Origin of the sequence: Pseudomonas sp. R15(2017), from assembly GCF_002112685.1 — a bacterium.
Taxonomy (GTDB): Bacteria; Pseudomonadota; Gammaproteobacteria; order Pseudomonadales; family Pseudomonadaceae; genus Aquipseudomonas; species Aquipseudomonas glycinae.
In genome coordinates this window covers 171,275-187,914 of record NZ_NEII01000003.1, presented here as the reverse complement: position 1 = coordinate 187,914, position 16,640 = coordinate 171,275, and the positions used below count along the sequence as shown (strand labels likewise).

At 62.3% G+C, this 16,640-nt stretch carries 18 protein-coding genes; 10 read left to right on the top strand and 8 right to left on the bottom strand.

Annotated elements, in window-relative coordinates; all coding sequences use genetic code 11:
- Positions 1 to 129 precede the first annotated feature (129 nt).
- Positions 130 to 762 (bottom strand): TetR/AcrR family transcriptional regulator, encoded by a 633-nt coding sequence (locus CAF77_RS07770; RefSeq protein ID WP_085654277.1) that lies wholly within the window; start codon positions 760 to 762, stop codon positions 130 to 132.
- Between the two features lie 100 nt (positions 763 to 862).
- On the opposite strand from CAF77_RS07770, the gene CAF77_RS07765 reads away from it, so the two are divergent.
- Positions 863 to 1,447, top strand: coding sequence for an NAD(P)H-dependent oxidoreductase (locus CAF77_RS07765; protein WP_085654276.1), 585 nt, complete (start codon positions 863 to 865; stop codon positions 1,445 to 1,447).
- Positions 1,448 to 1,461: 14 nt separating this feature from the next.
- Here CAF77_RS07765 and CAF77_RS07760 read toward each other — a convergent pair whose 3' ends face one another.
- On the bottom strand, positions 1,462 to 2,403 hold the full coding sequence (locus tag CAF77_RS07760; protein ID WP_085654275.1) for a class I SAM-dependent methyltransferase: 942 nt from the start codon (positions 2,401 to 2,403) through the stop codon (positions 1,462 to 1,464).
- 188 nt (positions 2,404 to 2,591) lie between these two features.
- Here CAF77_RS07760 and CAF77_RS07755 point away from each other — a divergent pair, with 188 nt between their 5' ends.
- Complete coding sequence (locus CAF77_RS07755) at positions 2,592 to 3,005, top strand: response regulator (protein WP_011334891.1); 414 nt, start codon at positions 2,592 to 2,594, stop codon at positions 3,003 to 3,005.
- Between the two features lie 63 nt (positions 3,006 to 3,068).
- The gene (locus CAF77_RS07750) at positions 3,069 to 3,737 is read left to right on the top strand and encodes an HAD family hydrolase (RefSeq protein WP_085654274.1); all 669 of its coding nucleotides are present in this window, start codon (positions 3,069 to 3,071) and stop codon (positions 3,735 to 3,737) included.
- On the opposite strand, the gene CAF77_RS07745 is transcribed toward CAF77_RS07750, so the two are convergent.
- Positions 3,731 to 4,390 carry an isoprenylcysteine carboxylmethyltransferase family protein gene (locus CAF77_RS07745; protein ID WP_085654273.1) on the bottom strand — a complete coding sequence of 220 codons (660 nt, stop codon included), beginning with the start codon at positions 4,388 to 4,390 and terminating at the stop codon, positions 3,731 to 3,733. The two genes, CAF77_RS07750 and CAF77_RS07745, sit on opposite strands and share 7 nt — an antisense overlap.
- 99 nt (positions 4,391 to 4,489) lie before the next feature.
- Positions 4,490 to 5,386 (bottom strand): LysR substrate-binding domain-containing protein, encoded by an 897-nt coding sequence (locus tag CAF77_RS07740; protein WP_064380605.1) that lies wholly within the window; start codon positions 5,384 to 5,386, stop codon positions 4,490 to 4,492.
- A gap of 112 nt (positions 5,387 to 5,498) precedes the next feature.
- On the opposite strand from CAF77_RS07740, the gene CAF77_RS07735 reads away from it, so the two are divergent.
- The 3 genes from CAF77_RS07735 to CAF77_RS07725 are packed head-to-tail and all read left to right on the top strand — an operon-like array spanning position 5,499 to position 7,751.
- Entirely contained in the window at positions 5,499 to 6,521 is a 1,023-nt protein-coding gene (locus CAF77_RS07735) for an aldo/keto reductase (RefSeq protein WP_085654272.1), read from the top strand.
- Positions 6,518 to 7,315 carry an SDR family NAD(P)-dependent oxidoreductase gene (locus CAF77_RS07730; protein ID WP_007952959.1) on the top strand — a complete coding sequence of 266 codons (798 nt, stop codon included), beginning with the start codon at positions 6,518 to 6,520 and terminating at the stop codon, positions 7,313 to 7,315. The genes CAF77_RS07735 and CAF77_RS07730 overlap by 4 nt, the downstream gene beginning before the upstream one ends.
- Positions 7,316 to 7,340: 25 nt before the next feature.
- Entirely contained in the window at positions 7,341 to 7,751 is a 411-nt protein-coding gene (locus CAF77_RS07725; RefSeq protein ID WP_085654271.1) for an SRPBCC family protein, read from the top strand.
- Between the two features lie 122 nt (positions 7,752 to 7,873).
- Here the strand turns inward: CAF77_RS07725 and CAF77_RS07720 are convergent, their stop codons facing one another.
- A complete protein-coding gene (locus CAF77_RS07720; protein ID WP_064380598.1) occupies positions 7,874 to 9,268 on the bottom strand; it encodes a HAMP domain-containing sensor histidine kinase in 1,395 nt (464 codons plus the stop codon).
- Complete coding sequence (locus tag CAF77_RS07715) at positions 9,246 to 9,929, bottom strand: response regulator transcription factor (RefSeq protein ID WP_007952956.1); 684 nt, start codon at positions 9,927 to 9,929, stop codon at positions 9,246 to 9,248. Before CAF77_RS07715 ends, CAF77_RS07720 begins: the two co-directional genes overlap by 23 nt.
- 297 nt (positions 9,930 to 10,226) lie before the next feature.
- Between CAF77_RS07715 and CAF77_RS07710 the strand changes: the two genes are divergently transcribed.
- Positions 10,227 to 11,165, top strand: coding sequence for a hypothetical protein (locus tag CAF77_RS07710; protein ID WP_064380595.1), 939 nt, complete (start codon positions 10,227 to 10,229; stop codon positions 11,163 to 11,165).
- Here CAF77_RS07710 and CAF77_RS07705 read toward each other — a convergent pair.
- On the bottom strand, positions 11,162 to 11,356 hold the full coding sequence (locus CAF77_RS07705; protein WP_064380593.1) for a hypothetical protein: 195 nt from the start codon (positions 11,354 to 11,356) through the stop codon (positions 11,162 to 11,164). The genes CAF77_RS07710 and CAF77_RS07705 overlap by 4 nt on opposite strands.
- A 215-nt stretch (positions 11,357 to 11,571) precedes the next feature.
- On the opposite strand from CAF77_RS07705, the gene hcnA reads away from it, so the two are divergent.
- Genes hcnA through hcnC form a run of 3 tightly spaced genes read left to right on the top strand, consistent with a single transcriptional unit; the run spans position 11,572 to position 14,544 of the window.
- Positions 11,572 to 11,886 (top strand): cyanide-forming glycine dehydrogenase subunit HcnA, encoded by a 315-nt coding sequence (gene hcnA / locus CAF77_RS07700; RefSeq protein WP_064384070.1) that lies wholly within the window; start codon positions 11,572 to 11,574, stop codon positions 11,884 to 11,886.
- On the top strand, positions 11,883 to 13,292 hold the full coding sequence (hcnB, locus tag CAF77_RS07695; RefSeq protein WP_064380590.1) for a cyanide-forming glycine dehydrogenase subunit HcnB: 1,410 nt from the start codon (positions 11,883 to 11,885) through the stop codon (positions 13,290 to 13,292). The genes hcnA and hcnB overlap by 4 nt, the downstream gene beginning before the upstream one ends.
- Positions 13,285 to 14,544, top strand: coding sequence for a cyanide-forming glycine dehydrogenase subunit HcnC (hcnC, locus tag CAF77_RS07690; protein ID WP_085654270.1), 1,260 nt, complete (start codon positions 13,285 to 13,287; stop codon positions 14,542 to 14,544). Before hcnB ends, hcnC begins: the two co-directional genes overlap by 8 nt.
- A gap of 153 nt (positions 14,545 to 14,697) precedes the next feature.
- On the opposite strand, the gene CAF77_RS07685 is transcribed toward hcnC, so the two are convergent.
- Positions 14,698 to 16,506, bottom strand: a complete 1,809-nt coding sequence (locus CAF77_RS07685; protein ID WP_085654269.1) for a monovalent cation:proton antiporter-2 (CPA2) family protein — start codon at positions 16,504 to 16,506, stop codon at positions 14,698 to 14,700.
- Positions 16,507 to 16,640: the final 134 nt, after the last annotated feature.

Below are 16,640 nucleotides of genomic sequence, written 5' to 3'. Positions count from 1 at the left end.
CAAGATGCGCATGAAGCCAGGTGCGGGCTTGATTGGGGTTCAGAGCACCCGCACCTACGCAACGGCTTGGCGGACCAAGCGACTGCGTAGCTCCATCGTAGGAAGCTGGGGTGGTGCGCTCAAGTACCGTCAGTCACCTGCTTTGAGGGCGCGGGCAGCGGCTCTTTCGACCATCGCAATGATGGTTGCCAACAGCTCGTCACGGGCCTGTTCGGCGCTGATTTCATCGGTGGCGGCTGCTTGCGACAGGGCTTCGGCGGCACCAAGCATGGCGTGTAATCCCGCCTGACCGATCTCTGCGCCGTCAGCGAAAGGCGAGAGCACGCGGCGGCACTTCTCCAGGAAAATCGCCTCGTATTCGCGCTTGATCTTCTCCAGTTCCGGCGTGCTCGCCAGAGCCGCAATTACCCCCGGAATCTCGTTGCCCTGAGTCAGCACGCAATCGACATACGCCGTGGCAATCACCGTCGCGGTGCCGGTCAAAGTCGCTTCGGCATTGGCCAGCGCCGCGTCCATCAGGGCCGTCTGGCGCCGGTCGAAATCCTGATACAGCGCCGCGAGCAATCCGGCGCGGGTAGTGAAGTGGTCGTAGACCACCGGTTTGGTCACCCCGGCCTTTTCCGCCAGATAGCCGAGGGTCAGGGCATCGGTGCCTTCCTCGCGAATCAGCTGCCAGGCCATGTCGAGCAACTGGCGCTGGCGATCTTCCCGGGAGAGGCGTCGACGGGGTTGTGCGGGTTCGGGGATTTCAGTGGTTGACATTGCTTATATACCAAACGTAACTTACTGAAGGTAACTTACTAAGTGTAGCTTATCGAGAGGATAAGCCCTTGGTCAGCAATCACCAACCGGAGATTTCCCCATGCACGCATTGATTGTTGTTGATCACGATGATCCACGTTCGCTGACCCACGGGTTGGCGCAACAGATCGCCAAAGGCCTGTCGGAAAGCGATCCCTCCAACACCTTCGAAATCGCCGACCTGCACGCCGAAGAATTCGACCCACGCTTTGGTGTGGCCGACTGGGCGGTGCATCACCGCGAATCCGCGCCACCGGCGGACGTGCTGGCCGAGCAGGCACGCATCGACCGCGCCGATGCGCTGGTGCTGGTCTATCCGGTGTTCTGGTGGTCGATGCCGGCAATGCTCAAAGGCTGGATCGACCGGGTGTTCAGCAACGGTTGGGCCTTTGATTTCGACGGCGATAAGACGCTGAAGAAGCTCGGCCGACTGCGCGTGCATCTGGTTGCGCTGGGCGGGGCAGATGCGCGCACTTACGAACGCCACGGCTACGGCGCAGCGATGAAGACACAGATCGATCACGGCGTTTTCGATTACTGCGGGGCGACGGTGACGAGCTCGGCGTTATTGGTGGAATCCGAGTCGAGCGATCCGGCGATGCAGTTGCGGGCGGCGCGCGAAATTGGCCTCGGACTGTTCCGCTGAAACCGGCGAGGAAGTTATTCAGTGCAATTGAAGACTAGCGCCTTCAGACCACTCTCAGGGTCGATATCCGGAAACTCCGGCGGGTTTTCCAGCCGCTGCTCGAAGCGCAGGCTCGGCGCTTCCTGGGTCACGCCGTCGATCAGGAAGTCCGAACCAAACGAAGGGTCGTTCATGCAGGCCAGCACGCTGCCTTGGGCAGTCAGCAATTCCGGCAGACGACGCAGCACGCGCTGGTAATCCTTGGTCAGCAGAAAACTGCCTTTCTGGAACGACGGCGGGTCGATGATCACCAGATCGTATGGGCCGCTATTGATCACTTTGCCCCAGGATTTGAACAGGTCATGGCCGAGAAAACTTACCTTGCTCAGGTCGTGCGCGTTCAGCCGGTGATTGTCGCGGCCCCGGCTCAGCGCAGCGCGGGACATGTCGAGGTTGACCACATGGCTGGCGCCGCCCTCGATAGCCGCCACCGAAAAACCGCAGGTGTAGGCGAACAGGTTCAGCACCCGTTTGCCCGCCGCTTGTTCGCGCACCCACTTGCGCCCGTAGCGCATGTCGAGGAACAGCCCGGCGTTCTGCTTGCGGCCCAGATCCACGCGGTATTTCAGCCCGCCCTCGACGATGGTCATCTCGTCGATTTCTTCGCCCAACAGCCATTCGGCGGTGCTCTGCGGCAGGTAGCGATGCTGGATCAGCAGGGTGTGGGCACCGGACTGCTGCCATGGCGCTGAACCGCTGATCTCCAGCAACAGGCGCTTGAGGTCTTCCAGCTGTGAAGCCTCGGGCTCCTTGAACAGCGACACCAGCACCACGCCTTGCAGCCAGTCCACGGTGACTTGCTCCAGTCCCGGCCAGCAACGCCCGCGCCCATGGAACAGGCGCCGGGTTTCGGCCGGTGCCGACGTCAGCGCGGTGAGCAGGTGGGCATGGAGAACGGCGAGGGCTTGAGGGTTCATCAATCGGGATCGGCCAGCAAAAGGGCGCGCATTTTAACCGCAATTTCGTACCGGCGACTGCCCATCAACCGAGTGTTATCGAAAAGACCTGTATCAAAAATGAATTTCTGTAGAAGGTGCTGCTCATACCTGATAAGCAGCGGACTCAAGCCGCTAAATCGTTCATGCAATTCAGGGAGTGCCAGTTCATGTGTCCAATTTCGACGTCGAGCGCGCATCTTCCTGGCGGATTGATTCTGGTAGTCGAGGACGATCCGTTGATTCTGGAGTTTCTGTGCGAAATTCTTCAGGAGGAAGGTTTCAAGGTCGAGCCGCAGACCAGCGCCGATGCGGCTTCGGTCTATCTGGAGGAGCATGCGCCGGAAGTGGCGCTGCTGCTCACCGACATCACCATGCCCGGCACGCTTAACGGCGCGGACCTGGCCAATCTGGTCGGCGAGCGCTGGCCGGACAAACCGGTGATGGTCATGTCCGGTTATGAAACACCGGAAACCTCAGGCGTGAAGCATCCGGTGGCGTTCATCAAGAAGCCGTGGGCCATCGGCCAGTTGCTCGACTGTGTTGACGGTGCGTTCAAATCCAAGGCGCCGCGTCTGCACTGAAGCATCCTGCAGGTGCTACATTGCCGGGCATCGTTGCCCGGCCCCTTGCGAGGAAGTGATCTTTTGTCTGCTCACGATGCTGTTTTCAACCGCGCGTTCGGCGCGTTCCTGTTCGACATGGACGGCACCGTCCTCAACTCCATCGCCGCCGCCGAGCGGATCTGGTCCGCTTGGGCCGTGCGCCACGGGGTGAATGTCGAAACGTTCCTGCCGACCATCCATGGCGTGCGCGCCATCGACACCATCACGCGTTTGAACCTGCCGGGCGTGGACGCCGAGGCGCAAGCGGCGTTCATCACCAAGGCGGAAATCGAAGACGTCGAAGGCATCGTCGAGATCCCCGGCGCGGCTGCGTTTCTCAAGTCGTTGCCGGCGGATCGCTGGGCCATGGTGACCTCGGCGCCACGGGATCTGGCGTTGCGGCGGATGGCGGCGGCGGGGATTCCGGAGCCGGCGGTGATGGTGACCGCTGAAGATGTGACCGCTGGCAAACCGGATCCGGCCGGTTATCGTCTGGCGGCCAGACGTCTGGGCCTGGAGCCGGCGGACTGCCTGATTTTCGAAGACGCCACCGTCGGCATCCAGGCCGCTGAAGCCGCGGGTGCGCCGTTGATGATCATCACCACGACTCACCAGCATCCGCTTGAAACCGCCCACGCGACCATCGCCAGTTACCGCGACATTGCGCTGAGCATCGGCAGCGACGGCCAGCTGCGCCTGCAACTTCAATAAACCCCGGGCACCAAGCGCCAGCTGCGGGCGCAATAGGCGTCGTATTCGGCGCCGAACTGTGTGCGCAGCAGGGCCTCTTCGGAGTGGATGCGGGCGATCAGCGGAATCAGCGTCAGCGCCGCCAGCAACAGGCCGACCACCGAACGGAACGCCAGCGCCCAGCCGATCGCATTGATTACCAGCCCCAGATAACTGGGGTTGCGCAGATGCCGATAAATGCCTTCGGTGACCAGCCGGTGTCCCGGTTGAATCGCCACCAGCCCGCTGAACCGATGGCCCAGCACAAACACCGGCCACAAGCGCAACCCGCCACCCACGATAAACAGCAACGCTCCCAGCCAACGGGTGCCTTCGCGGCCGATGGTCCAAAAGCCGATGCGGTCGCAGTAGGCCGGGAGAAAAGCGCTAACCAATCCAATCACGGCGAACGCCGGAATCACCCAGCGATTGGCCCGGTCCTCGCGCTCGCCGGTACTCAGATTCACTTCCGTGAACAACGACGCCACCACCATGGCCAGCGTGGCCAGTGCCACCACGACCAACGCCCCGTGAGAAAAAAACACCGCCACGCCACCGATGCCCCACATCGCCAGGCCCAGATAGGCGAGGGTGGCGAGCACGGCGACCACGGTCATTTGCGCAGACATTTTCATAGGCACCTCACAGCTGTTCCGTTCAGTGTAGATCCCGGCACGATCCCCGGCGTTTAGCCGGTGGCAACGGCGTATGGAGGATCAACGGCCAGCGGATTTTCAGGCGCCGGAGATATCGGACCCGGTCAACACTTTACGAAACGTCTCCACCAACGGCCGTAAATTGACTCGGTGCCAAGCCGCCCACAACGGCGTGGTAAACGCCAGCCACGGCACCTCCCGCAGCACCACGCCCGGCGGGGCGTTATGGCTCAGGCCTTTCTGGATCATCGCGATGCCCAGGCCCGAGGCGACCAGCCCCAGCGCGGTAAAGGGCTCGGTGGCCTGCATCCGCACATCCGGCGTGAAACCTGCGCGAATGCAGGCGCTGACGAACTCATCGTCGGCCCCTTGGCGCGGTTGCACGCCAATCCATTCCTGATCGGCCAGATGGTCCGGGGTCAGCGAAGCCTGCGTCGCCAACGGGTGATGTTCGGGCAGCGCCAACAGCATCGGGTCGTCCAGCACTTGAAAGCCCAGTAGATCCGGATCGTCGGTCGTCGGTGGTTCGCTGACCAGTGCGATATCGAGACTACGCTGACGCAGGCCTTCGAGTTGTTCGGCGGAGCTGAGGTTGTACAGCGCGACATGCACGTTCGGCCGGTCGACCCGCAGCACGCGCAAGGCATTGGGCAAGACCCCGGCATGCATCGCGTTCTCGATGTAGCCGATGCACAAGCCACCTTCTTCGCCACGCCCCAGGCGCTTGCCGAGGGATTCCAGACGATTGGCGTGGGTCAGCAGGGCGCGGGTTTCGGCGAGAAAGGTCTGGCCGTCGCGGGTCAGGCGGATGCGTTGCTGGCTGCGTTCGAACAGAGTCAGGCCCAGGCGCTCTTCGAGCTGGGCGATCTGCCGGCTCAGGGGCGACTGGGAAATGTGCAGGCGCTCGGCGGCGCGGCCGACGTGTTCTTCCTCGGCGACGGCGACGAAGTAGCGCAATTGGCGGATGTCGATCATGTCAGACCTTAAGGGACTCAAGTGCTGCGGATTATGTCTTGGACGGTCTGAGTGGCGCAATCTAGGATCTGCTCAACGGTCAACACCGACCACGAACTATGAGGACAGCATCATGAGCTTGAAAGACAAACTCCCCGGCCAACTCGGCTTCGGCACCGCGCCGCTGGGCAACATGTTCCGCGCCATTCCTGAAGAGGAAGCGCAAGCCACCGTGCACGCGGCATGGGATGCCGGCGTGCGTTACTTCGACACCGCGCCGTTCTACGGTTCGGGCCTCTCGGAAATCCGCCTCGGCGAAGCACTGTCCCGCTACCAGCGCGACGACTATGTGCTCAGCACCAAGGTCGGCCGGGTGATTCTCGATGAAGTCGAAGACGCCGCCGCGCGGGATCTGGGCGAGAAAAGCGGGGTGTTCGAACACGGCCGCCCGAACAAGATCGTCAACGACTACAGCGCTGACGCCACCTCGCGCTCGATCGAAGACAGCCTCAAACGTCTGAAAACCGATCGCCTCGACATCGTCTGGGTCCACGATATCGCTCAGGATTTCTACGGCGATCAATGGCTGGAGTACTTCAATCAGGCCCGTACCGGCGCCTTCAAAGTCCTGACGCGTCTGCGTGAAGAAGGCGTGATCAAGGGCTGGGGCCTGGGCGTGAACAAGGTCGAACCGTGCGAGTTGACGCTGGACCTGACCGAGGCGCAGCCTGACGGCTTCCTGTTGGCCGGCCGCTACACCTTGCTCGACCACGACCGCGCCTTGCAGCGTTTGATGGATTCGGCGCGGGCGCAGAACGTAGAAATCGTGGTCGGCGGTCCCTACAGCTCGGGGATCCTGGCCGGCGGTGCGCACTTCGAATACCAGAAAGCGAGTCCTGAAATCGTTGCCAGGGTCGAGCAGATCAAACGCATCGCCGCAGCTCACGGCGTCGATGTCAAAGCGGCTGCACTACAATTCTCGCTGGCCAATCCGGCCGTGGCGGCCGTGATTCCCGGCGCGAGCAAACCGGGGCGCATCGCTGAAGATGTGGCGGCGCTGTCGGCGGTCATTCCGGCCGGTTTCTGGCAGGCCATGCGTGAAGCGAAACTGGTGTCCGAACGTGCACCATTACCCATCGACGAGGTGAAAGCATGAAGATCGATCTGAGCGGAAAACTGGCGATTGTCAGCGGCAGCACGGCGGGCATCGGGTTGGGCATCAGCCAGTCGCTGGCCGAGGCGGGCGCCACGGTGGTGGTGATCGGTCGCGACGCGGCCAAGGTCGAACAGGCGCTGGCAAGCATCCGCGACAAGGTGCCGGGCGCGCAACTGCGCGGTCTGACGGCGGATCTGGGCACGGCCGAAGGCGCGCAGAAACTGTTCGCCGCCGAACCGAAAGCCGACATCCTGGTGAACAACCTCGGCATCTACAACGCCGTGGATTTCTTCGACGCACCGGACGATGAGTGGACGCGCTTCTATGAAATCAACGTGATCTCCGGCGTGCGCCTGTCGCGGCATTACGTGCCGGCGATGGTCGAGCAGGGCTGGGGCCGGGTGATCTTCCTGTCTTCGGAATCCGGCGTGGCCACCCCGGCCGACATGATCAACTATGGCGTGACCAAAAGCGCCAACCTCGCGGTGTCCCATGGCCTGGCCAAACGCCTGGCGGGCACCGGGGTTACGGTCAACGCGATTCTGCCGGGGCCGACCTTCACCGACGGTGTCGAGGAAATGCTCAAGGATGCTGCCGCCGAGTCTGGCCGCAGCCTGCGGGACGAAGCCGACGCCTTTGTGCGCCGGGCCCGTCCGAGCTCGATCATCCAGCGCGTGGCGGATGTCGAAGAGGTCGCGCACCTGGTCACCTACATCGCTTCACCGCTGTCCTCGGCCACCACCGGCGCCGCGTTGCGGGTCGACGGCGGCGTGGTCGACAGCCTGACTATCTGAATTTATCGAGAGAGACTTTTTATCTATGGCAACAGCATCAGCAACGATCGACATCCCGGCTTCGGCCGATCAGGTCTGGCAATTGATTGGCGGCTTCAACACCTTGCCGGACTGGCTGCCGTTCATTCCCAACAGCGAACTGAGCGAAGGCGGGCGTGTGCGCACTTTGCAAACCGCTGACGGCGCAGTGGTGGTCGAGCGTCTTGAGACGTTCGATAACGCGGGCAAGACGTACAGTTATTCGATCGAGCAGGCACCGTTTCCAGCCACCGATTATCTGGCGACGATTCGGGTCGAAGCCCAGGGGCAGGGCGCGAAGGTGACGTGGTCGGGACGCTTCACGGCCAAGGGCGTGAGCGAGGAGGAAGTGGTGGCGCTGTTCAGCGGGATCTATCAGGGTGGGCTTGAGGCGCTGCGCGCCAACTACCCCGCTTAAGTTGATGATCGTTCCCACGCTCCGCGTGGGAATGCAGCCCGGGACGCTCCGCGTCCCTTCCAGAGCTGGAACGCGGAGCGTCCCTTTAGGCATTCCCACGCAGAGCGTGGGAACGATCTATCTCAAGATTGTGAAATCAGGCTCTGCCGACAATCCAGCACCAGCTTCGCCCCGCCCAGATCACTGCGTCCCACCTCAAGACTGAACCCGTGCAGGTTGACGATCGCTGCGACGATCGACAGCCCCAGACCAAAACCATTCTGCAGTTGCCCGCCCTCGGCGCGGTAGAAACGCTGGAACACCGCCTCCCGCTCGGTCTCGGGAATGCCGGGCCCGGAGTCGTGCACTTCGATCCGCGTATGCCCCGCATCATTGACCCCGCGCAACACCACCGTGCCACCGGCCGGGGTGAACTTGATCGAGTTGCTCAACAAGTTCGCCAGCGCTTCAAACAGCAACGCCCGATCACCGTTCAGCATCGGCAGGGTTTCCGGCATGTTCAGCTCGAAGCGCAGCTCGTCGTCTTCGGCCAGCGGCAGATAGAACTCGTGCAATTCCTGCAGCAGCAACACCGGATCGAGCTCGACAAAACCCGAGCGCCGCTGACGATCCTCCAGTTCGGAAATTCTCAATAAACCGCGAAACCGCGCCATCAGCGTATCGGCCTCGGCCAGCACCAGATCCAGTTGCGCCGCTTCCGGCGAGCCTTCGCCGGCCTGCTGCTGCATGCGATACAACTGCGCGCGCAAACGGGTCAGCGGGGTGCGCAAGTCATGGGCGATGTTGTCGCACACACCTTTGACTTCGTTCATCAAGCGTTCGATGCGATCAAGCATGGCGTTGACGATGGCGGCGAGCATGTCCAGTTCATCGCGACGATTGGACAGCGGCAAACGGTGAGTCAGGTCGCCGGCGACAATCGACTGGGCGCTGGCCTGGATCGCCCGGATCCGCCGCAACGGCCGGCGACGCAGCAAGTGCCAGCCGATAATCCCCGGCACAATCGTCAGCGACACGCCCCAGAACAACGCATGCAGAATGATCCTGGTCACCGCGAACAGTGAACCGTTGTCACGCAACAACACCAGCCAGCGGCCGTCGCGGGTCGGAGTGGCGACCGCGTCGCAGCTGTCGGTGGGCAGGGTCGGGTCGTCGGAGTCGGCGCATTCGCTGAGCATGTGGATCTTGCCGTCCAGCGGCAGGCCTTCAGGAATCTTCTGCAACGCGCCGCCGAGGTAGCGATGCTGAGCGTCAAACAACCCATAGGCGTCGATGCCGCGAATGTCGAAGGTCATGCTGGCGGCGAGCGCGTCTTCCAGCTGATCACCGCGAAAGTGCGAAAACAGGTGCTGGCGTTGCATCAGCGAATGCTTGGCCAGGTTGTCGAGGTAACCGGAGACCTCGAAGTACATGACCCCCATGAGGATCGCGCTCCAGGCCACGAACAACGAACTGTACAGCGCCAGCAAGCGGCTGCTGGAAGAGCGCCAACCGTCAGACGGGTTCGGCAATGACATAACCCGAGCCTCGCACCGTGCGGATCAGCGGGACATTGCCCGGCGGGTCGATCTTCTTGCGCAGGCGGCCGATGTGCACGTCGATCAGGTTGGTGCCGGGGTCGAAGTGATAGCCCCAGACTTCCTCGAAAATCATCATCCGCGACAGGATCTGGCCGCTGTTGCGCATCAGGAATTCCAGCAATTTGTACTCGGTCGGCAACAATGTCAGCACCTGCTCGGCGCGCCGGGCTTCGTGGCTGATCAGATCGAGTTGCAGATCCGCCACCTGCAACGTGGTCGGCTGGGCGCCGTTGCTGTTCTGCCGACGCAGCAACACTTCGACTCGGGCGGCCATTTCATCGGTGGCGAACGGTTTGGTCAGGTAGTCATCGCCGCCGGCGCGCAAGCCACGCACACGCTCGTCGACGTCAGAGAGCGCGCTGATCATCAGGATCGGCGTCGCCACGCCCATGGTGCGCAGGGTGGTGACGATGGCCAGGCCATCGAGTTCCGGCAGCATGCGGTCGAGGGTGATCAGGTCGTAGTTGCCGCTGACGGCACGGTCCAGGCCTTCACGGCCGTTGTCGACCCAGTCCACGTCGAGGCCGTGGCTGCTCAATTCGGCGACAATTTCCCGGGCGGTCACGGCGTCGTCTTCGATGGTGAGGATGCGAGTCATGGTGGGCCTGCTGGTCTGTTCAAACGCAATGGCAGCATTTTGCCAAGATTTTACGCGGGCGCTTTAAATTAACTTTCATGTTTTAGCGGATATAAACGCTACGACCGGGCTTTTGTGCCAATGCATAAAACCCGCTGTTATCGAGCCGTTGTTGCAAATTGCATGGTTCTGGGAAGTTCAGACTTTTTAACTGATTGAATCCAAACGATTTATTTAATGTTGGCGACTGGCACGGTCACTGCAATTTCTCTGATGACGAGTTGTAACACCATTTTTCATGCCTGGAGCACTACAACAATGAATAGATCCTCTGATGGGTTTTATCCTGCCTACGAAGGAGAGTCGAGCAACGTCTCGGGGGTGTCCTGGGGCGCGATCTTCGCAGGGGCTGCCGCTGCGGCGGCACTGTCGCTGATTCTCGTGCTGCTGGGCTTCGGTCTGGGCTTCTCCGCCGTTTCACCGTGGGCCGGGGAGGGCGTCAGCGCCAAGGGCCTGGGCATTTCCACCATCATCTGGCTGGCGGCCACGCAAATCATCGCTTCGGGGCTCGGCGGCTACATCGCCGGTCGCTTGAGGGTGAAGTGGGCCAACATGCACGGTGACGAGGTGTATTTCCGCGACACCGCTCATGGCTTTCTCTCCTGGTGTGTAGCGACTCTGGTCACCGCAACGCTGGTGGTCGGCTCGGTCAGCAGCATCGTCAGCGGTGGCGTGCAGGCCGGTGCGAGTGTTGTCGGCGGCGCTGCCGGTGCCATGACGCAAGCGGCCGGCACGGCGGCCGGCAACACCGACAGTGACCAGTACGGCTACTTCGTCGACAGCCTGTTCCGCGACGATCGTCCCGCCGCCGTCAGCGATGACGCCGCCCGTGGCACCGTGACCCGGATCTTCGCCCAGAGCCTGGCCAACGGTCAGCTCAGCGCCGAAGACCGTACCTACCTCGCGCAACTGGTCGCTCAGCGTACCAACCTGACCCAGGCCGACGCCGAACGTCGGGTCGATGAAATCTACGCCCGTACCCAGAAAGCTATCGCGGACGCCAAAGTGAAAGCGCAACAAGCCGCCGACACCGCCGCCAAAGTCGCTGCCTGGACTTCGCTATGGATGTTCATCGCACTGTTGGCCGGTGCGTTCTTCGCCAGCCTCTCGGCCACCTTCGGCGGTCGCCGCCGGGATGCGGTCGAGTACGTCGAAGTCGAAACCTACACCACGACCACGCTGCCGCCAGTCCGTTAATCAAGGAGAATCACCATGCGCTCACTACTGCTGTTTTTCCTCGGCGTTCCAATCCCGATCATCATCCTGATCGCCCTGTTCGTGCACTGATTCCTTGAGGCACATGCCTTGGCCGCTTCCACCTTCGGGTTGAAGCGGCTTTTTGCTTTCTGCGCGGGGCCGAAGGCGCAGAACCGTACAGTCATTTCCATGGCCTGGATCAATATCCGTTAACGCAATATCCCCTAACGTGAAATTTCCAGGCCCTTGCCGCTGGATCGACTACATTGCTTGCGCGCACTCTGCTGCGCGAGCAAAACCCGCCTGCCGGCCCGATAGAGAGCGATAACCCCCACGAGCCGGCGAGGTGTAGTGCAGCAAGGAGCTGTTTCAACCTCACCTGAACTTTTCACGGATGATCATCGCAATGCACTGCCTAGAAAGAACCTTCGATATCCAGCCTTTGGCGCAGGCGGATATGACTGTCCACATCAACGGCCAGCCGGTCACTGCCGCTATTGGCGAAACCGTGCTCAGCGTCATTCAGTCCCTCGGCGTGCGCCAGGTCGCGCGCAACGATCACAACCAGATCAGCGGCGCCTATTGCGGCATGGGCGTGTGCCAGTGCTGCCTGGTGAAAATCAACGGCCGGCACAAGCGGCGTGCCTGCCAGACCGTGGTGCGCGACGGCATGCTGATCGAGACCCGGGTCAACCGCATTCACGGGCAGGAGGTGCTATGAGCCAGAATCCGGTGATCGTAGGGGGTGGCCCGGCGGGAATGGCGGCGGCCATCGAACTGGCCCTGCACGGGGTGCGCTGCACCTTGCTCGAAGAAGCATCGCGCCTGGGTGGCGTGGTCTATCGCGGGCCGCTGCGTGACGGCGTGCAGCTGGATTATCTGGGGCCGCGCTATTCCGAGGCGTTGGGCAAATTGCACGGTGATTTCCAGGAGCAGTCCGGGCTGATCGACGTGCGCCTCAACCATCGCGTGGTCGGCGCCGAAGGCACGCGCTCGCTGGTGGTGCTGGACGGCGACGAGCGTCTGCACGAAATCGAATACCCGCAGTTGCTGCTGGCCGCCGGTTGCCACGAACGCAGCGTGCCGTTTCCAGGCTGGACGCTGCCCGGCGTGATCATGCTGGGCGGTCTGCAATTGCAGATCAAAAGCGGGGTGGTCAAACCGCAGGGGCCGGTGGTGATCGCCGGCACCGGGCCGCTGTTGCCGCTGGTGGCGACCCAGTTGCACGCGTCGGGCGTGAGTGTGGCGGGGGTCTACGAGGCTTGCGCATTCGGCAAGATCGCCAAGGAGAGCCTGGCGCTGCTGAACAAGCCGCAGCTGTTCCTCGATGGCTTGAGCATGCTCGCCTATCTGAAATTGCATGGCATCCCGATGAACTACGGCTGGGGCGTGGTCGAAGCGCACGGCGACGGCGAACTGAAAAGCGTCAGCGTGGCGCCGTACTCGGCAACGTGGGAGCCGGACATGAGCCGCGTCGAACGCTTCGAAGCGAAGACGCTCGCGGTCGGTTACGGCTTTATCCCGCGCACGCAACTGAGTCAGCAAATGGGTCTGGATCACGGCTTCAGTGACGACGGTTACCTGCGTGCCAACGCCAACATCTGGCAGCAAAGCAGCGAGCCCCACGTGCACCTGGCCGGTGACATGGGCGGGATTCGCGGCGGCGAAGCGGCGATGCTCGCCGGCAAGATCGCGGCAACTTCGATCCTGCTACAACGCGGTGTGCTCGAAGAGGAACTGGCGCGCGTCCGTCGCGACCGTTATCTGGGCAAACTCAAAGCTATCGTACGTTTCCGCGCTGCGGTGGATCGCTACACCGAACGCGGCGTCGGGCAAACCGCATTGCCAGCCGCCGACACGGTGATCTGCCGCTGCGAACACGCGACCCGCGCCGACATCGACCGGGCGCTGGAGCAGGGCGTGCAAGACATCGCCAGCCTGAAAATGCGCACCCGCGTAAGTATGGGCGACTGTCAGGGGCGGATGTGCGTCGGCTATTGCAGCGACCGCTTGCGTCAGGCCACCGGACGCAAGGATGTCGGCTGGCTGCGCCCGCGTTTCCCGATCGATCCGATCCCTTTTTCCGCGTTCCAGTCCCTCGGCACGGAGGCCGTTTCCCATGAGTAAGTTCTATGACGTGGTCATCGCTGGCGGCGGTGTGATCGGCGCCTCCATCGCCTATCAGTTGTCCAAACGCAAAGGCCTCAAGGTTGCGCTGATCGACGCCAAGCGTCCGGGCAACGCGACCCGCGCCTCGGCCGGTGGCTTGTGGGCGATTGGCGAGTCGGTGGGGCTGGGCTGCGGGGTGATTTTCTTCCGCATGATGTCGGCCAACCGCAAGTGCGAAACCCAAGGCGCGGCGGTGGCGGTGGACGCCAGCACGCCTCACATTCTGCCGCCGTCGTTCTTCGATTTCGCCTTGCAGTCCAACGCGCTGTACCCGGCGTTGCATCGCGAGCTGAAGGACAACCACGGGATGGATTTCAAGTTCGAAAAGACCGGGCTCAAATTCGTGATCTATGACGATGAGGACCGGTTGTACGCCGAGCACATCGTCGGCTGCATTCCGCACCTGGCCGATCAAGTGCGCTGGCTGGATCAGGCGGCGTTGCGCGAGTCCGAGCCGAGCGTCAGCCACGAGGCACGCGGGGCGCTGGAATTCCTCTGCGATCATCAGGTCAGCCCGTTCCGCCTGGCCGACGCCTACACCGAAGGCGCCCGACAGAATGGCGTGGACATGTACGTCAACACCAACATCACCGGCGTGCTGCATCACGGCACGCGGGTGACCGGGGTGCAGACGACTGAAGCCGGGGTGTTCCACTGCAAGACCCTGATCAACGCCGCCGGCGCCTGGGCAGCGGACTTGAGCGAGTGGGCCACGGGCATCCGTATTCCGGTGAAACCGGTGAAAGGCCAGATCCTGCTGACCGAACGTCTGCCGAAAATCCTCAACGGTTGCCTGACCACCAGCGATTGCTACATGGCGCAGAAGGACAACGGCGAAATCCTGATCGGCAGTACCACCGAGGACAAGGGCTTCGACGTCACCACCACCTGGCCGGAAATCGCCGGGCTGGTGCAGGGCGCGGTGCGTTGTTTGCCGGAACTGGCGGACATCAACCTCAAGCGTACCTGGGCCGGATTGCGGCCGGGCTCGCCGGACGAGTTGCCGATTCTCGGGCCGATGGCCGGGGTCGACGGTTACCTCAACGCCTGCGGGCATTTCCGCACCGGGGTACTGACGTCGGCGATCACCGGTGTGTTGCTGGACAAGCTGATCAACGATGAACCGTTGCCGCTGGACATCACGCCGTTTCTTGCGGACCGGTTTGAAGTGGCGCCTGTGCAGGAAAAACGGGCGCTGGAGATGGCCTGACTTGTGATCGTTCCCACGCTCCGCGTGGGAATGCCTCAAGGGACGCTCCGCGTTCCAGCTCTGGAAGGGACGCGGAGCGTCCCGGGCTGCATTCCCACGCAGAGCGTGGGAACGATCAGGGTCAGGCGGTCGGCGCGCGCAGTGTGCGGGGGCTCAGGACTTGCCCGATTGTTCTTCCAGTTGATCCGACTCGAACAACCGGGCCAGTTCCGCCCGCGCTTCCTGGGCGGTCTGCAGCACTTTGGCCGCGTCGTCGTACACCGCGTGTTGAGCCTCGAGTACCTGTTCGTCATGGTGCTTGAAGCGCTTGATCCGCGCATCGGCCTGGGCCTGGGTCAAGCCGAGGCCAACCAGCGTACGGCGGCTCATTTCCAGACTGGAGTAATAGGTTTCCCGAATCGGATCGGCCCCCACATCCACCAACCGATGAACATGCTGCCGGTTACGCGCCCGGGCGATGATCTTCATGTCTGGGTAGAGCTTGCGCATGATCTCGGCGGTCTTGATGTTGGTTTCCGGATCATCCGTGGCAATCACGAAGTACTCCGCTTCACCGACCTTGGCAGCACTGAGGATTTCCGGACGCATCGGGTCACCGTAGAACACCGGTACGCCACCAAAACTGCGCGACAGTTCGATGGTTTCCACCGAGGTGTCCAGCGCGACGAACTTGATGTTCTGCGCCCGCAGAATCCGCGCCACGATCTGACCCATCCGACCCATACCGGCAATCACCACCCGTGGCGATTCGGTCTCGATCTGGCGGAATTTCTCCGGCACTTCCACCGGCTGCACCTTCGGGCTGACCAGTCGTGCGCAGACCAGCAGCAACAGCGGCGTCACCGCCATCGACAGGGTGATGGTCAGTACCAGCAGGTCGTACAGACGTGGTTCAAACAGGCCCTGATCGCGGCCGATCTTGAACACCACAAACGCAAATTCACCGCCCGCTGCCAGCACGATGCCGAGGCGAATCGCGCTGACCTTGTTCAACCCACCGGCCAGGCGCCCGACCACAAACAGCAACGGCAACTTCAGGGCGATCAGCAGCAGCGTCAGCCCCAGCACCGTGATCGGCGCGCTGAGCAGCAGACTGAGGTTGGCGCCCATGCCGACGCTGATGAAAAACAGCCCCAGCAGCAGGCCCTTGAATGGCTCGATCTGCGCTTCCAGCTCATGGCGATATTCCGAATCCGCCAGCAGCAACCCGGCGAGAAATGCGCCCAGCGCCATCGACACACCGACCATGTCCATCAGCCATGCGGTGCCGATCACCACCAGCAACGCGGTGGCGGTGGAGACTTCCGGCAGACCGGTTTTCGCCACGATGCGGAACACCGGACGCAGCAGATAACGTCCACCGATCACCACCACCGCGATGCCGCCGAGCACCTGCAAACTGTGGCGAACGTCGTCGGCGGTGCTGGTGTGGTGATCGACCCCCGCGAGCATCGGTACCAGCGCGATCAACGGGATCGCGGCGATGTCCTGGAACAGCAGAATCGCAAACGCCAGCCGCCCGTGGGGGCTGGTCAATTCCTTGCGCTCGGCAAGGCTTTGCAGGCCAAACGCGGTAGACGACAGCGCCAGACCGAGGCCCAGAACAATCGCGCTGTTCAATGGCTGGCCAAACACCGACAACGCCAGCACACCGATCACCGAACCGGTCAGCAGCACCTGCGCCAGACCCACGCCGAACACCGATTTGCGCATCACCCACAAACGTCGCGGCGACAGCTCCAGACCGATGATGAACAACAGCAGCACCACGCCCAGTTCCGAAATATGGCTGACACTTTGCGGATTGCCGATCAGGCCGAGCACCGACGGGCCGATGATCACCCCGGCAAACAGATAACCGAGCACCGCGCCCAGTTGCAGGCGCTTGGCCAGGGGAACGGTGAGCACGGCGGCGAAGAGAAAGACGACGGCGGCTTGTAACAGATTGCCTTCATGGGGCATGAGCGGAACTCCAGTAACGCGGTACGGCGGGGGGGCGACAAGGATAAAGGTTGCAACGATGGCAGATCTACCGCCGGCCCCGCTTGAGCAGATGTGCTTCTGTAATAATTTGCATCAATTGGTTACATTTATAA

Excerpts from the sequence above, each read along its gene's own strand:
- CAF77_RS07770 (WP_085654277.1), bottom strand. The coding sequence starts at position 762 with ATGTCAACCACTGAAATCCCCGAACCCGCACAACCCCGTCGACGCCTC.
- CAF77_RS07765 (WP_085654276.1), top strand. The coding sequence starts at position 863 with ATGCACGCATTGATTGTTGTTGATCACGATGATCCACGTTCGCTGACC.
- CAF77_RS07760 (WP_085654275.1), bottom strand. The coding sequence starts at position 2,403 with ATGAACCCTCAAGCCCTCGCCGTTCTCCATGCCCACCTGCTCACCGCG.
- CAF77_RS07755 (WP_011334891.1), top strand. The coding sequence starts at position 2,592 with ATGTGTCCAATTTCGACGTCGAGCGCGCATCTTCCTGGCGGATTGATT.
- CAF77_RS07745 (WP_085654273.1), bottom strand. The coding sequence starts at position 4,390 with ATGAAAATGTCTGCGCAAATGACCGTGGTCGCCGTGCTCGCCACCCTC.
- CAF77_RS07740 (WP_064380605.1), bottom strand. The coding sequence starts at position 5,386 with ATGATCGACATCCGCCAATTGCGCTACTTCGTCGCCGTCGCCGAGGAA.
- CAF77_RS07735 (WP_085654272.1), top strand. The coding sequence starts at position 5,499 with ATGAGCTTGAAAGACAAACTCCCCGGCCAACTCGGCTTCGGCACCGCG.
- CAF77_RS07730 (WP_007952959.1), top strand. The coding sequence starts at position 6,518 with ATGAAGATCGATCTGAGCGGAAAACTGGCGATTGTCAGCGGCAGCACG.
- CAF77_RS07725 (WP_085654271.1), top strand. The coding sequence starts at position 7,341 with ATGGCAACAGCATCAGCAACGATCGACATCCCGGCTTCGGCCGATCAG.
- CAF77_RS07720 (WP_064380598.1), bottom strand. The coding sequence starts at position 9,268 with ATGTCATTGCCGAACCCGTCTGACGGTTGGCGCTCTTCCAGCAGCCGC.
- CAF77_RS07715 (WP_007952956.1), bottom strand. The coding sequence starts at position 9,929 with ATGACTCGCATCCTCACCATCGAAGACGACGCCGTGACCGCCCGGGAA.
- CAF77_RS07710 (WP_064380595.1), top strand. The coding sequence starts at position 10,227 with ATGAATAGATCCTCTGATGGGTTTTATCCTGCCTACGAAGGAGAGTCG.
- CAF77_RS07705 (WP_064380593.1), bottom strand. The coding sequence starts at position 11,356 with ATGGAAATGACTGTACGGTTCTGCGCCTTCGGCCCCGCGCAGAAAGCA.
- hcnA (WP_064384070.1), top strand. The coding sequence starts at position 11,572 with ATGCACTGCCTAGAAAGAACCTTCGATATCCAGCCTTTGGCGCAGGCG.
- hcnB (WP_064380590.1), top strand. The coding sequence starts at position 11,883 with ATGAGCCAGAATCCGGTGATCGTAGGGGGTGGCCCGGCGGGAATGGCG.
- hcnC (WP_085654270.1), top strand. The coding sequence starts at position 13,285 with ATGAGTAAGTTCTATGACGTGGTCATCGCTGGCGGCGGTGTGATCGGC.
- CAF77_RS07685 (WP_085654269.1), bottom strand. The coding sequence starts at position 16,506 with ATGCCCCATGAAGGCAATCTGTTACAAGCCGCCGTCGTCTTTCTCTTC.